Origin of the sequence: Gardnerella vaginalis, assembly GCF_001563665.1 — a bacterium.
In the GTDB taxonomy this organism is placed as follows: Bacteria; Actinomycetota; Actinomycetes; order Actinomycetales; family Bifidobacteriaceae; genus Bifidobacterium; species Bifidobacterium vaginale_A.
Map to the genome: position 1 here is coordinate 57,403 of NZ_KQ961877.1, position 14,644 is coordinate 72,046.

Genomic DNA, 14,644 nt, shown 5'->3' on the forward strand with positions numbered 1-14,644 from the left:
AAGTAAGTAAAAGAAAGTAAAGCGCAAGCTCAAATTAAATGCGCAACCGACTCAAGCGCAAGCTTATAACCATATAACCCCATGCCGGTAATAGTTCCAGTTGCAACAGGGCTTATCACGCTAATCTTACGAAAAGAATCACGCGCAGCAGGGTTAGAAATATGCACTTCCATTAAAGGCACTCCAGCATCTTTAACCATATGAGCTGCATCTGCGAGCGCATAACTGTAATGCGTGAAAGCTGCAGGATTCATAACAACTGGCGTATGCGACTTAGCAGCTTCATGCATCCATTGAATCATTTGCGATTCGTCATCACTTTGGAGCACTTCTACATTCAGCCCAAGCTCACAAGCCCATTGTTGGCAATATGCGCGCAAAGTTTCAAAATCTTCGATTCCATAAACATCTGGCTGACGAACTCCAAGCATGCCTAAATTAGGACCGTTTACTACAAGAACTTTTTTCGCTTGATTATTATTTTCCATATTTACCTCAAACAATATCTCACTTTTGCTTATAAACGCTATTAAAAGCATCTCGAACAGCTTCAATAGGCGGATTTTCAAGATGAATTGGATTCGCAATGCCGTCTAAAATCACAAATCTAAGAATATTTCCTCTAGCTTTTTTATCTTTATGCATTAAATCTAATACGTTATTAAACATACTCTCAGAATCTGTGCTACTAGTCCAACAAATTGGAAGACCAAGAGAAGAAAGCAAGTCTTTGTGATATTTAACATCTTCACAAGTCAAATATCCCAAATTCTTCGCCAATTGAGCAGCAAAAACCATTCCAACGCTAACAGCATTTCCATGACGCATGCGGAAATGCTCTATCTGTTCAATCGCATGACCTAAAGTATGTCCATAATTCAAAAATTCACGAAGTCCTTGTTCTTTCAAATCTTTTGAAACATGGTATACTTTTACTCTCACAGTGCGCTCAATAAGATCTGTTATAAGATTGCTAAGCTCAACGTTTTTAATAGAGCTGGCTTTATCAAAAACATTTCTATCAAAGCTTTTTATTAGCTTATTATTATGCTCATCGCTTAAAATTTGTAGAATATTTAAGTCGCGAATAAATCCAGATTTCACAACTTCTCCTAAGCCTTCAATAAAAATATCTTTAGGCAAAGTAGAAAATGTAAAAGTATCTGCTAAAACACCTGCAGGAGTGTAAAAACTTCCAACTAAATTCTTTCCAGCAGAAGTATTTACGCCAGTTTTACCACCTGTAGAAGCATCAACCATAGCAAGAAGAGAAGTAGGGCAATTCACATAGCGAATTCCGCGCATCCACGTTGAAGCAACAAATCCAGCTAAATCTGTAACAGCTCCACCGCCTAAACCAACTATTGCATCCGAACGAGTGAAACCTAAATCACCCAATTTCGACCATAAAGAATCCGCCACACGCACAGTCTTTCCAGCTTCAGCATCTGGAACTAGCATTTCATACACATCGTATCCAGCACGCCGCAAAATCGTGCGAGCTTTATCACTATGTCGCTGTACTGGCTGAGTGTGTATTAAAGCAACTCGATGAACTGAATCACCAAGCATTTGAGGAAGAAGTTCCAGCGCGTCTTCTCCAATTCGCACATCATATTCTTCAATTCCAGGGCAAGGCACGTGTATCATACGCTGATTTAACATATTTTTTAACTTTTCTGCAGCAGCTTTTGCAGTAGCACCATTCGTGAGCATGTAAATATTAGCTAGACTTCGAAATATTGGATTGCGTTTTTCATATAATTCAAGCCAACGAGTAGCACAATCACTTCCCGAAAAAATAGGGCGATTATTATTTCTTCCAACACGTTCAATAGCTTCATTAGGATTTGCTTGCAAATATACAATTCTGCCACCATTAGCTCTATATTTTTTCAAAACTTCTTGAGTGGATTCATCAGTTGGAGCTCCTCCTCCTAAAGACACAATTCCACTACAAGCAGTAGGACCTTCAATCGCATTTCGAACTATTTTAGCTTCTATAACTCTAAATTCTTCTTGACTATGCGACTGAAAATATTTAGCAACGCTCATTCCTATTTCTTGCTCAATTTCTGCATCTGTATCTATAAAAGGGATATGCATTAAATTAGCTACTTCTCTGCCAACTCGAGTTTTTCCAGCACCCGGCATACCTATGATTACACCTAAAGGCATTTGATTCATACTCACTTCATATACTCCGGCCAAGAATTTATGTAAGATTCAGCATTTCGCTTTGTTTCAAGCAATGAATCTCCACCAAACTTTTCTAAAGCATATTTTGCTAAAGTCAATCTCACCATAGCTTCAGCAACTATAGACGCAGCAGGAACAGCTGTGAAATCAGAACGCTGATTTATTGCATGAGCAGCCTTACCAGTTAGTATATCGATTGTGCGAAGAGCACGAGGAATGGATGGGATTGGTTTCATTGCAGCACGAACGCGAATTGTTTCGCCGTTAGACATTCCGCCTTCAATTCCACCAGCTCGATTAGTTAAACGTGCAATTTTACCATTTTCATCTCTTACAATCTCATCGTGAGCAACAGAACCGGAAACGTTTGCTTCTTCAAAACCATCTCCGATTTCGACTCCTTTAATTGCTTGGATTGACATAAGAGCAGAAGCAAGAGCTGCATCTAATCTTCTATCTGCTTCAACATAGCTGCCAAGACCTGCCGGAACACCGTAAGCTAAAACTTCCACTACTCCACCAAGCGTATCTGCAGCAGATTTAGCTTCGTCAATACGCGATATCATGCGCTTTTCAGCATCTTTATCGAGAGTTCTAACAGGCGAAGAATCTAAAGCAGAAACGTCTTCAGGAGTAGGCAATTTTGAAGATTTACTAGCATAAATTCCACCTATAGAAATAACATGAGCAACAGTTTGAACAGACAAAGCTTGATACAAAAAATTAGCAGCAATTGCCCCTAATGCAACTCTAGACGCTGTTTCTCTTGCACTAGAACGTTCTAAAACTTCACGAGCATCATTAAAACCATATTTTCGCATTCCAGTTAAATCAGCATGCCCCGGACGCGGTCTAGAAAGCGCAGCGTTACGACCTTCGTGAAGTATCTCATGGTCCAAAGGATCTACGCTCATAACTTCACTCCACTTTTGCCACTCACTGTTTGCAATTTCAACAGCAATTGGAGATCCGAGTGTTAATCCATGACGAACTCCAGTTAAAATACGAACTTTATCTTGCTCAAATTTCATGCGAGCGCCACGACCATAACCCAAGCGTCTTCTATAAAGTGCAGAAACAATATCTTCACTCGTAATCTTCACTCCTGCAGGCACGCCTTCAATAAGAGCGACCAATGCCTCACCATGAGATTCACCGGCAGTTTGCCAACGTAACATATATCCTCCCATAATGCTGATTCTTAAAACTTCATTGTACTCATTCAATAATATTCTCAAAGCATATAAATAACTTCTAGAACTTCTGACCACCGTAAAAGAAGTTCTGACCACATACACTAACCTATAACCACAATATAAGAATTTTCTTGAATAAAAAATACTTGATTCTTAACATAATTTCATGATTCAAATTAGTGCACTGATAGCAGCTATTCCAACGCTAATATGCGCAATAGCATTATGTTTTACAGACATACTTTATTTTGTTGTGCCACGAGCATGGGTAATATTTGCGATTATTTTGCAAACGCTTTCAACTTCAATATATTCGATTCTTCTAAAACACGATTTTTCAATAACTTTTTTAGGGTGGATTTCCGCAGCTATCTGTTGTTGTTTATACGTTATAATGCGTTATATCGCAGGCAAAAAATCACTTGGATTCGGAGATATAACTTGTGCAACTATGCTCGCTCAAGCGTTGATATTATTTGGATTCGAAAGCATAATAACATGGATTGCACTTACTGGAGTAATCGGAATTTTTGCAATTATTATATGCAATATACATAAAAAATTTCATGAAATATTTCACACAAAATATAGAAAAACACCAGAAGCAATCAATAGTGCAGAATTTAACAAAAACTATCAAAACTTTCGCGAAAATAACGCAAGCATGAACAACGCAAACTCTCACACAATCACAAGCGCAAGCGCAAGGGCAATCCGTAGCGCAAACTCAAACACAAACTCTATCTCAATCAGCGAAAGCAACTATAAAAATAGAATTGCATTCATCCCAGTTGAAGTATTATCTGCAATTATTGCAATAGCAATTTATCTGGCATGAAAATCTAGCATGAAAATCTAACAAAACACAAAACTTAATACAAAGCCAGCCACCAAATACCAGCCACCAAATGCCAGCCAACTAGCTTAGCTAAACAACAAAACTTCAAGCAAATCCGCTAACTAGCCAACATCCAGCCACCTTGCGCATTACGCATTAAAGCGCGCATACTTCACAAGCAAGCCAAACCATAAAGCCAGCCATCAAACCATCAAGCCAGCAAGCCAAACAGCCAAGCCAAGCGCCTAATTAGCATCCTTATTATTACGCTTATACTCATCTTTAATCTTCAAAAATTCTTCATGAGTATTTACAAACTTCGTTTCTCCTGTTTTCAAATCAGTAGTAACGAAATAAAGCCATGAACCATTTTCAGGATGCATTGCAGCAGCAATAGCGTTAGGACCAGGAATGCTTATAGGAGTAGGCGGAAGACCTTTATGAATTCGAGTATTATAAGGATTATTTGCGTTATCTAACATTGATTTAGTAAGATCTATAGCTCTCACACCAGCACCATACGCTATAGTAGTATCCATTCCTAAAGGCATATCTTTGTCTATGCGATTCAAAATCACGCGCGAAACTTTCCCATAATATTCGCGATTATTTACTTCAGCTTCTGCAATAGATGCAATCTTCAAGATATTTTCTCGCTTATCGCCTTTAGGTACACCAATTGCATTAAGCTTAGCGATTCGCTTTTCTACCATTGCAGACATTATTTTTTCAGCAGATTTCATAGCCTTAACGTTATAAACACCAGGCTCTAACCAACCTTCAAAGCTACCAGACGCTTCTTGAGGTAAAATTCCAGCTCCTTTTGCTTGTAAAATCGCTTTAAACTTAGAATAATCAATACCGGAAATTTCAGACGCGCGCTTAATAATATCAACAGAACGCTCGCCAGCTTTCACTTCCAAAAATCCTGTAGCTTTCTTTCTATTTGAAAGAATATCTGCAACATCTATAGCAGACATATGCTTTTTTAGCTCGTATATTCCAGGATACAAAATTTTATTATTAGAAGAAACAATACTTGTAAAAACAGCTTTAGACTTAACTATTTCTTCTTTTTCTAGTCTAGAGCCAATAGAATTCGCGCTTTCACCAACTTCAACGCTAAAACTTATTGAGCCTTCACCAGGACCAGGCCAATCCTCTGATGCAGATAAACTTTGATACCCAATCATAGAACGCACAGCTCGCGCCAAACCATAACCTGCAAAGCACACAATAAGAGCAACAATAAGCAGAACGATTATTGTTTTAATACGCTTTTGTTTTCGCGATTTTCTTGAGTTTCTAGATTTATTTCTTCGCATTGCCCGCCGGTGTTTTCTGCTATTAAGTAAATTAGATTTTGATGAATTAGATTCAGATGAACTAGAAGAATTAGATGAACTAGACGTGCTAGATTCAGAAGAACTAGACGCGCTAGAAGTTGAGTTTGATGAAATAGGACTTGAGTTTGATGAAATGGATTTCAACAAGTTATCTGTAGAAGAATCTGATTTAGACGAGTCAACACTAGACGAATCAACACCATGCGAATCAACACCATGAGGATCATCCTCATGCGAATCATCCTCATAAAACTCATCTTGCTCGGAAGCTTGGCTAGTCCATTTAGCATTACGCTCAAAAAAATCATCAAAATTCTCAGGCAAGATACTCTCCTTCATCTTCCATTACTGTAATCATCAATAGCTGATTGCAAAATCAAAACTGCAGATTGCTGATCAACCATTGGACGATGCTTTTTAGTAGAAAGATCCGCCTGTAAAAGCTGGCGGTGAGCGCTTACTGTAGTTAAACGCTCATCTTTCCAAACTACTTCCGGTACGTAAGATAACTCCCAATCATTTTCATCACACAATAATTGCATTCTTTTTATAAGATTTTTACCCCACCTGCGAGATTTTTTAGCAGATTTACCTTCAGAACCATCGAGTTGTAAAGGCAAACCAATCACAACTCTTGAAACACTGTTATCTTCAATAACGCAAAGTACTTCATCTATAGCCCTAAAAGAATCACCCTGAACTTGCACATTCCCAATAGGATGCGCAAAGGTGAGCTCAGGGTCGGAAAGAGCAAGACCGACCCTAGCATCACCTAAATCAACACCCAGCCAAATCATCGTAAGCTTAAGTTAAATAATCATGCTTCACAGCTTAGCAACTTCGTTTTTAACTGATTCGAGTGCATCATCAATCTTAGATGCATCTGTTCCGCCACCTTGAGCGAAGTCTGGCTTTCCGCCACCGCCACCGCCAAGAACCTTGGAAGCTGTACGCACTAAATCGCCAGCTTTAGCACCAAGTTCACGAGCAGCATTATTAGTAGCGATTGCAACCATTGGACGATCCTCTTCGTTTACTCCAGCAAGAGCAACTACTACAGGATAATCCTCGCCTAAACGAGAGCGAACATCTAGAACAGTCTTTCGCAAAACATCGAAAGAACCAAAGTTACCAACATTCTTCACAACTAGCTTAATTTTTGCATCGCTTTGCTTGCAAGCTTCAACTAGAGAAGGAATAGACTCATTTAATTGAGATTCATAAACAGCAGCAAGTTTACGATCAGAATCCTTCATCTTGTTAAGCAAAGATTCCAAACGTTCAACCAACTCGTCTGGACGAGCATTAACCATATCTGCAAGCTGAGCAACTAAAGTATGTTCGCGAGCGCCATACTCGTACGCTGCTTCACCGCAAAGTGCGTCAATTCTGCGAACTCCAGAACCAATAGAAGACTCAGACAAAATCGTAACCATTCCAATCTTGCCTGTGCTCTTAGCGTGAGTACCTCCACAAAGCTCACGACTCCAACCATCGCCAATCTCAACAACTCGCACAACGTCACCATATTTTTCGCCGAACAAGTGCATAGCTCCAAGCTTGAAAGCATCATCAATTGGCATCTCTTTTGGAACTACTTGCAAATCTTCGCGAATACGTTCATTTACTCGAGCTTCAACACGTCTTAAAGCGTCTTTATCAACAGCTTTTTGCCACTGGAAATCAAAACGCAAACGATCTGGATCAACCACAGAACCACGCTGAGTTGCTTGTGGTCCAAGTTCCTCGCGCAAAGCCTTGTGAAGAGTATGAGTTGCAGTGTGAGAACGAGCTAAAGCAGCTCTTCGAACTTGATCGATATTCGTGTTCACGGGAGCACCAACACTTAAAGTGCCTTCAGTAAGTCGGCAGCTGTGAACGATCAAATCCTTAATTGGACGCTGAACATCATCAACTTCCAAAATTGCGCCATCATCGGAAATAATCTCTCCTTGATCTGCAATCTGGCCACCGCGTTCAGCATAGAATGGCGTACGATCGAGAATAACCTCAACATTTGCAGGAGCGCTAACGCTTTTAACAGAACCCTTACCTGCTTCAACAATCGCCAGAACATTGGAACGACTTGAAAAATCAGTGTAACCGAGGAAATCAATCGGCTTTTCTAATGCTTTCTTAATATCGTCATAAACGCTAACATCAACATTATGACGCTTCTTCAAAGCATCTGCTCGCGCTCGGCTCTTCTGCTCACTCATTAGCTCGCGGAACTTAGCTTCATCAACTTTAACACCCTGCTCAGCTGCCATCTCTAAAGTCAACTCAATTGGGAAACCATAAGTATCGTGCAAAGTAAACGCGTCTGCACCTCCAACCATAGGGTCATCCCTGTGTTCTTTCTTAGCTTTTTCAACAGCCAAGTCGAGAATAGTCGTACCCTTTTCTAGAGTCCTGCGGAACGCATCTTCCTCACCGTATGCAGCTTCGCTAACCTCGTGGAAAGTATCGTTAAGCTCCGGATAGCTTGGCTCCATAGCGCCCTTAGAAACAGGGAACAAGGTTGGCAAAACTGGGTCTTGCACGCCAAGCATGCGCATTGCGCGAACAGTTCTGCGAAGAAGACGGCGAAGCACGTATCCGCGACCGACATTACTTGGACGCACGCCATCGCTCATAATCATCAACGCGGAACGAACGTGATCTGCCACAACGCGGAAACGCACGTCAGCATCGTTATTATCGCCATACTTTACGCCACTAAGCTTTTCTGCAGCTTCAATAACAGGATAAACTTCATCAGTTTCGTAAATATTTTCCTTACCTTGCATAAGGTATGCCAAACGCTCCAAACCAGCGCCCGTATCAATATTCTTCTGATCAAGTTCTCCAACAATATGAAGATCAGTCTTAGATTTAACGTTATCTACTTGGAAGTTTTCAAAAACCAAATCCCAAATCTCAATAAATCGAGATTCATCTGCAGCAGGACCACCGTCTTTACCATATTTAGGACCGCGATCTACGTAAATTTCAGAGCATGGACCTCCTGGACCAGGGCCACCAGTAGTCCAGAAGTTATCTTCCATTCCGAAAACTTGCATATGCTCTGGATCAAAGCCCTCGTTCTTCCAAATTGCTCGAGCTTCGTCATCGTCAGTATAAGTTGTAACCCAAAGTTTTTCTGGGTCAAAACCGTAACCGCCTTTATCTTGTGGAGTTGTTAAAAGCTCCCAAGCGTAATGAATTGCTTCTTCCTTAAAGTAATCACCGAATGAGAAGTTTCCAACCATTTGGAAGAATGTGCCATGACGAGTAGTTTTACCAACTTCGTCAATATCTAACGTTCTTACACACTTCTGGTTCGATGCCATTCTGCGCGATGGAGGTGTCTGCTCTCCTAAAAGATAAGGTATGAATGGAACCATGCCTGCAATAGTGAAAAGTGTAGTTGGATTTGGTGAAATCAGCGATGCTGAAGGCATGACCATATGACCATGATTACCAAAGTAATCAAGATAACGCTTTGCAATTTCTGCTGTGCGCATAGGTATGAACTCCTTGTGTTATATTAAACGCCGTGTAACAGTGCGGCACAAAAGAATATCATACCATCATGCTTAAGGCGCTAAGACAGATATATAAATCTGCAATATTTTATTATCTTCAGGATTGTTAATTATAGTAAATAATCCTACGCTATAGTAAATAATCCTACGAGTATTTAAAAATCAACTCTCTAAATCATGATATTCGTATTTGGAAACGTTAAATTCCTCTGCATATTTAGAATTTAATTCTTCTTCACGCTTTTTGCGACTTGAATTAAAATCTTTGAATAGAATTAAAAGAGTTTGCAAAGTAATATTATCTGGATTCTCATCATCTAAAATTTTGCTTCCAGTAGATGAAAGCCTAGTTTTCAAATAAGCACGAAACTTGCTAACAGTTAAAACTCCAGCAATAAAACCAATACTAATCCAAAACAATCGCTTAAACATCATTACTCCTTTTTAGGAATCTAGATTAGAAGAACTAGAAGAATATTTGGAATATTTAGAATATTTAGAAGATGTCGATTTTCCGCGAGAACTTCCGCGAGAACTTCCGCTAGAATTTCCGCGCGAACTTCCACGCATCTTTTTCGATGATTTTACATACTGTTTTTCGTTCTCAGCAGGTTGTTCTGCGCTATCTTCCAAGCCATTTTCGTTACGCTTTTCATCACGCTTCTCATCCGAAGACTTCTCATAAGACTTATCTTCACTCTTTAAACCTGAAGACTTTTCCGAAGACTTACCCGAAGACTTTGAAAATGATGTAGAAACAGATTCAAAAGCAGTTGCAGCAGAAGCAACAACTGAAGCTAACGAAGAAACTACAGACATTGCTATAGACGAAGCTGCATCAGAAATATGACCAGCTGAATTTTTTAGTCCTGAAAAATTAGAAGAACTAGCAGAATTTGATGATTTGCTCTTAGAAGATCCATAAGAAGCAGAACTCGAAGAAGCAGAAGCAGAAGAAGTTGGAACAGAAGGCTTATTAAAGAAGGAATTAAAAGTATCTTTTATTGCATACCCAACGGATGCAACTTTTATAATCGGCTTTCCTAAGAACGAACCATACAAATCAGTAAGAGCGCTGATATTCGTTAATGTAGTGCGAGCAGAATCAGACATAGCGTTTACATCATCTAAAGTCTTATTAACTTTTTGCATAGTAGTTAAAGACTCGTCAATTGCATCAATAGCATGATCGCCTGAATCTTTAACAGTGTTTGCAATTTGATCAAACATTTTACCCAATCGAATAAGTGGGTAAATTAAAACGCCAGAAAGTACTGCAAACGCAATTGCTGCAATAAGTCCCGCAATTTCTCCAACGCTCATCGTACCTCTTTCCCTTATTTTAAGATTTTCACTAATATTGCTACTACTGCTACTTAAAATTGCCGTGTTTCAATGACACAAGACTAACTAACGGTCGCGACTCATAAAAGCAACTTATCACAGCAGCAAATTAGAGAAAAATCATCATGCATAAAAAGATAAAACCTAAGATTACTCGTTATAACCTTGAACACTAATTGCGTTATCTAAAGGCTTAGTTGTATCAAAATCAAGACGCGTAATACTACCGTTACGAGGACGTTCACTTAGATCGTAAGCGCCACGAGCAAAACGATGCATAAGACTTAAAAGAGTGTTTCCGTGTGAGATTTGTAAAACATTATCTCCATTCTGCAAACTCTTATTCGCTGCGATAAGCGAAAAACCGCCTTCTACGCGAGTCCAATATTCAACATCTGATTCAGCATCGTGAAAAGGATCTGCTTCTTTAAGCATATCTCGAGTTGCAGGAAGCCCAAATTTTTCAACGATTTCATTATAAGAATGCACTCCATGTGGAGCACCTGCAGCCCACCAAGCCATAGACATATCTTGACCTTCAAAATAACCGTAGCATTGTTCTCTAAAATGCATATCGCTTACAAGATTCGGTCGCGAGTGCCCAGATGATTCGTTTACATCGAGAATTGTTTCAGCAGTTTCCAGAGCGCGAGTTGTATCTGAACAATACGCTGCTGCAAAATCAATATCACTCAATTTTTCGGCAGCTTTATAAGCATCTGCAATACCGCTATCCGTCAACGGAGAATTAGACCACCCTTGTAAACGATTATAGCGATTGAACATAGTCTGACCATGTCGAACTAAGTAAAGATGTAATAACATATCTGCCTTCTGTTAATTTAATCTAAATCTATTTCTCCAATTTCATGGAATCGCTTAGCGATAAGCTCTGGAGTTGTATCTGAAACCCAAGCAGCCATACCAGATTCAGATCCTGCTAAATACTTAATCTTATTAGCAGCTCGTCTGAATGAGAAGAATTGCAAATTCAAACGATAATGCGCTCTTCTCGAATCATGAACAGGAGCTTGATGCCATGCTGCAATATAAGGCAAATCCATTCCTTCACCATCTTTAGTCACAAAGAATTTATTACCTCTACGCAACAAAGTAATATACATTTGCGCTAAATCCCAACGTTCTTGATCGTCTAATTGATCTAAAGTTAAAACGTCACGAACAGGAGCAACATGGACCTCTAGCGGCCAGCGAGCAGCAGCAGGAACATAAGCTACCCAACTATGATTTCGCATAATCACGCGAGTTGAGGCATTAAGTTCTGCTTTCATTAAATCTTTGAGCAAGTTTGAACCAGTGCGATCAAAATATGCTTCTGTATGTCGTAATTCTTGCTCAAGTCTAGGAGCAATAAATGGATAGCAATAAACTTGACCATGAGGATGAGCTAGGGATACGCCTATTTCTGCACCGTGATTTTCAAATGGGAAAATTTGCTCAATTCCATCAATTTGACTGATTTCTGCAGTTCTAAAAGCCCAAGCTTCAACAACTGTACGCATTCTAGAAACTGAAAGATTTGCTGGAAGTAGATTTTCATCTGGACCAAAACAAATCACTTCACAACGACCAGCAGCAGGAGCTGACTTCCATAAAGGATTTCCATCAATATACTTAATATCTCGGCTTTCTCCAGGAACTTGAACCATTGATGGGAATCGATTTTCAAAAATCACAACATCATAATCAGTATCTGGAACTTCACCGTCTTGATAAGGATCTCCCGGTTTGCGTGCAGCTAAAGGATTGCTTTTAGCTAAAACAGTTGGACCTGCAGTAATAGGTCTGTTCATACGAGCAGTTGCCATTGGAATCCAATCTCCGGTAAGAGGATCTTGGCGCATTTGCGGAGCAGTATAAGGCGTTTCGTTTCCTTCCGAATCTACTAAATACGAGAAGCGATACGGTAATTTGCGAGGATCTTTTAACTCTCTAGTTTTACGACCGCTTACATATTCTGGATTGTCGTCCATATAGAAGAAATCACGTCCATCTGCAAGCTTTGTAGCAGTAATTCGAATATGCTCTCTTGCATACGTTCCAGGACGATACAGTTTATATGGATATTCGCCGTTAAAATCGCGGATAGGACTTTGCGCAATAGTTGATATAACTGGAGAATCATCTTCAGAAGAAAGAAGCGAGGAGGATTGTTCTTCTGTGCTTGTTACAAGATCGCTTAGAGAAGAATCTCCAACGCCTGTACTAGTTATTTTATTGATTACAGGAGTATTTTTTTGTTGCGATGCGCGAATTGAATCCACGTCTATAGCATCGAAAGCATCTGTATCTTCTAAGCTTTTAATTACTTGAGAATCGCTTATTTTAGAGCGGACAGATCCTTTTTCGTCGATTTCAAAACCGGCAGCAGCTCCACCTTCAAACCCTGCGCCTGCGCCTGCAAAACCTGCATTAGTTGGTATTGAATGTAAACCGTCCATAGCGAAAGTTTTTTCGTTTGAATCAGATTTACTTGTTGAATAATCTTCAGTATCGCTCATGTTATTTTCCATAATGTAACTCTTGCTTTGATTTTCTAAGTTTTGTGTTAAAGTCTTCTCATTTTCTAGTAAATTATCATTAATTGTATTACGAAATAAAGTATTATTTGATGTTCCCCCATTATTGAATTTATCTCCCTCGCTGCCATTTTCCCGAGCTGGCTCTTTTGAAATATTGTAAGACATCTCGACTCCATCGTCTTCGAATCCGAAGATACCTATGCATAGTTTTTTCTATTCTATGCTTTATTACCATATTGCGCACTCACTATGTTAGATTTTGTAACATAACGAGCGTTCTTGTAAAGATTATATCATATGTGTGTGTATTTTTAACATATTTTTGTAAGAAAATGTAAACTTTTACGAAACGCCGAGAAAATATAATAATCTAAACATTTGCCAATAAAGTACAATCAAACTTACTTAACACTAATATTCCACACTACGTGTAACATATCTTGCGATGTCTATTTTATAGACATCATCTGGAGCCTTAGCCCATCAGTGGGTCGGCACGCAAATCTTGCTATTTACGTGTTCGTGTGTAATGCACGAAGAAGCACTGGAGAGGCCGGCTCAGCGCGAATAATCATAAGATTTGATTCGCGTTCCGTTCAGATAACGACAGAATTAAAAGGATTAGTTATGACTAATATTCAGCGTTCTCGCCGTCAGGTGCGTCTTTCACGCTCCCTCGGCATCGCTTTAACTCCAAAAGCTCAGCGTATTTTCGAGAAGCGTCCATATGCTCCAGGTGAGCACGGTCGCACTCGTCGTCGTACTGAGTCCGATTACGCAGTACGTCTTCGTGAGAAGCAGCGTCTTCGCGCACAGTACGGTCTTTCCGAGAAACAACTTCGCGCTGTTTACGAAAAGGGTACGCACACTGCAGGTCAGACCGGTGACGCAATGCTCACCGATTTGGAAACTCGTCTTGATGCTTTGGTTTTGCGTGCAGGCTTTGCTCGCACCACAGCTCAGGCTCGTCAGTTTGTTGTGCATCGTCATATTTTGGTTGATGGCAATCTTGTAGATCGTCCATCTTACCGCGTCAAGCCAGGACAGACCATTCAGGTTCGTGCTAAGAGCCAGACTATGGTTCCATTCCAGATTGCTGCAGAAGGCGTTCATCGCGATGTTTTGCCAGCAGTTCCTGGTTACCTCGATGTGAATCTCGCCTCTTTGAAGGCTACTTTGACTCGTAAGCCGGAAGTCGATCAGATTCCAGTTGAAGTCAACATTCAGTACGTTGTCGAGTACTACGCTCGCTAAATTCTGGATTTCATTCTTAAGGACATACAGCTTGACCCCTGCTATGCAAATCGCATTGCGGGGGTCAATGCTTTGTAAACAAAAGTATGCAACTTCTAAGCCAAGAAAACTATAGGTTGTTGATAAAATTTATTGTTTTTTGACTGTGTTTGTGAGGTGTGGGAATTACTTACCTCACAGGAGCTTCAACTTTTTACGCATGCCCAAATGTTATTGCTTGTAGTAATAAAAGCTAGATTTTAGCTTACTTTAGTTTTATAAAGAGTTTGGATTAGGTGTAACTTTTTTAAACACCGTTTCGCTTTTTATTGTTCGTTAAGTATTTCCCACACCTCACTAGTATCTTATGTGTAAATTTATTTACCAGACGCGCTTTGCTATTAGTTAGGCAGAGATT

Annotated in this window: 11 protein-coding genes and 1 pseudogene; 2 read left to right on the top strand and 10 right to left on the bottom strand. The window is 39.8% G+C overall.

From position 1 onward, the window contains the following. Nucleotides 1-29 precede the first annotated feature (29 nt). From HMPREF3230_RS06090 to aroC, 3 genes are read right to left on the bottom strand one after another with little or no spacing between them, the layout of a single operon-like run. Complete coding sequence (locus tag HMPREF3230_RS06090; RefSeq protein WP_075524032.1) at nucleotides 30-488, bottom strand: type II 3-dehydroquinate dehydratase; 459 nt, start codon at nucleotides 486-488, stop codon at nucleotides 30-32. Between the two features lie 19 nt (nucleotides 489-507). Continuing rightward, nucleotides 508-2,187, bottom strand: a complete 1,680-nt coding sequence (locus tag HMPREF3230_RS06095; protein WP_082266331.1) for a bifunctional shikimate kinase/3-dehydroquinate synthase — start codon at nucleotides 2,185-2,187, stop codon at nucleotides 508-510. 2 nt (nucleotides 2,188-2,189) lie between these two features. Continuing rightward, nucleotides 2,190-3,377, bottom strand: a complete 1,188-nt coding sequence (gene aroC / locus HMPREF3230_RS06100; RefSeq protein ID WP_075524047.1) for a chorismate synthase — start codon at nucleotides 3,375-3,377, stop codon at nucleotides 2,190-2,192. A gap of 304 nt (nucleotides 3,378-3,681) precedes the next feature. Between aroC and HMPREF3230_RS06105 the strand changes: the two genes are divergently transcribed. After that, complete coding sequence (locus HMPREF3230_RS06105; RefSeq protein WP_155642934.1) at nucleotides 3,682-4,233, top strand: hypothetical protein; 552 nt, start codon at nucleotides 3,682-3,684, stop codon at nucleotides 4,231-4,233. 245 nt (nucleotides 4,234-4,478) lie between these two features. On the opposite strand, the gene mltG is transcribed toward HMPREF3230_RS06105, so the two are convergent. From mltG to galT, 7 genes and pseudogenes are all read right to left on the bottom strand, one after another. Further along, nucleotides 4,479-5,693, bottom strand: coding sequence for an endolytic transglycosylase MltG (mltG, locus tag HMPREF3230_RS06110; protein WP_075524048.1), 1,215 nt, complete (start codon nucleotides 5,691-5,693; stop codon nucleotides 4,479-4,481). Nucleotides 5,694-5,914: 221 nt separating this feature from the next. After that, nucleotides 5,915-6,376, bottom strand: a complete 462-nt coding sequence (gene ruvX, locus HMPREF3230_RS06115) for a Holliday junction resolvase RuvX (protein ID WP_075524035.1) — start codon at nucleotides 6,374-6,376, stop codon at nucleotides 5,915-5,917. Between the two features lie 27 nt (nucleotides 6,377-6,403). Beyond that, nucleotides 6,404-9,085: an alanine--tRNA ligase gene (gene alaS, locus HMPREF3230_RS06120; protein ID WP_075524036.1), complete on the bottom strand. Its 2,682-nt coding sequence runs from the start codon at nucleotides 9,083-9,085 to the stop codon at nucleotides 6,404-6,406. Between the two features lie 183 nt (nucleotides 9,086-9,268). Next, nucleotides 9,269-9,538, bottom strand: coding sequence for a hypothetical protein (locus tag HMPREF3230_RS06125; RefSeq protein ID WP_075524037.1), 270 nt, complete (start codon nucleotides 9,536-9,538; stop codon nucleotides 9,269-9,271). A 459-nt stretch (nucleotides 9,539-9,997) separates the two neighbouring features. After that, nucleotides 9,998-10,429, bottom strand: a pseudogene (locus HMPREF3230_RS06650) (DUF948 domain-containing protein); the annotation flags it as partial. A gap of 171 nt (nucleotides 10,430-10,600) precedes the next feature. Next, entirely contained in the window at nucleotides 10,601-11,275 is a 675-nt protein-coding gene (locus HMPREF3230_RS06135; RefSeq protein WP_075524038.1) for a histidine phosphatase family protein, read from the bottom strand. Nucleotides 11,276-11,292: 17 nt separating this feature from the next. Next, nucleotides 11,293-12,558, bottom strand: coding sequence for a galactose-1-phosphate uridylyltransferase (gene galT, locus HMPREF3230_RS06140; RefSeq protein WP_196489661.1), 1,266 nt, complete (start codon nucleotides 12,556-12,558; stop codon nucleotides 11,293-11,295). A gap of 1,062 nt (nucleotides 12,559-13,620) precedes the next feature. On the opposite strand from galT, the gene rpsD reads away from it, so the two are divergent. Continuing rightward, on the top strand, nucleotides 13,621-14,247 hold the full coding sequence (gene rpsD, locus HMPREF3230_RS06145; protein WP_075524039.1) for a 30S ribosomal protein S4: 627 nt from the start codon (nucleotides 13,621-13,623) through the stop codon (nucleotides 14,245-14,247). Nucleotides 14,248-14,644 lie beyond the last annotated feature (397 nt).

What these genes read in the sequence shown, in the direction of transcription:
- HMPREF3230_RS06090 (WP_075524032.1), bottom strand. Translation starts at nt 488, where the DNA reads ATGGAAAATAATAATCAAGCGAAAAAAGTTCTTGTAGTAAACGGTCCT.
- HMPREF3230_RS06095 (WP_082266331.1), bottom strand. Translation starts at nt 2,187, where the DNA reads ATGAATCAAATGCCTTTAGGTGTAATCATAGGTATGCCGGGTGCTGGA.
- aroC (WP_075524047.1), bottom strand. Translation starts at nt 3,377, where the DNA reads ATGTTACGTTGGCAAACTGCCGGTGAATCTCATGGTGAGGCATTGGTC.
- ruvX (WP_075524035.1), bottom strand. Translation starts at nt 6,376, where the DNA reads ATGATTTGGCTGGGTGTTGATTTAGGTGATGCTAGGGTCGGTCTTGCT.
- alaS (WP_075524036.1), bottom strand. Translation starts at nt 9,085, where the DNA reads ATGCGCACAGCAGAAATTGCAAAGCGTTATCTTGATTACTTTGGTAAT.
- HMPREF3230_RS06125 (WP_075524037.1), bottom strand. Translation starts at nt 9,538, where the DNA reads ATGTTTAAGCGATTGTTTTGGATTAGTATTGGTTTTATTGCTGGAGTT.
- HMPREF3230_RS06135 (WP_075524038.1), bottom strand. Translation starts at nt 11,275, where the DNA reads ATGTTATTACATCTTTACTTAGTTCGACATGGTCAGACTATGTTCAAT.
- rpsD (WP_075524039.1), top strand. Translation starts at nt 13,621, where the DNA reads ATGACTAATATTCAGCGTTCTCGCCGTCAGGTGCGTCTTTCACGCTCC.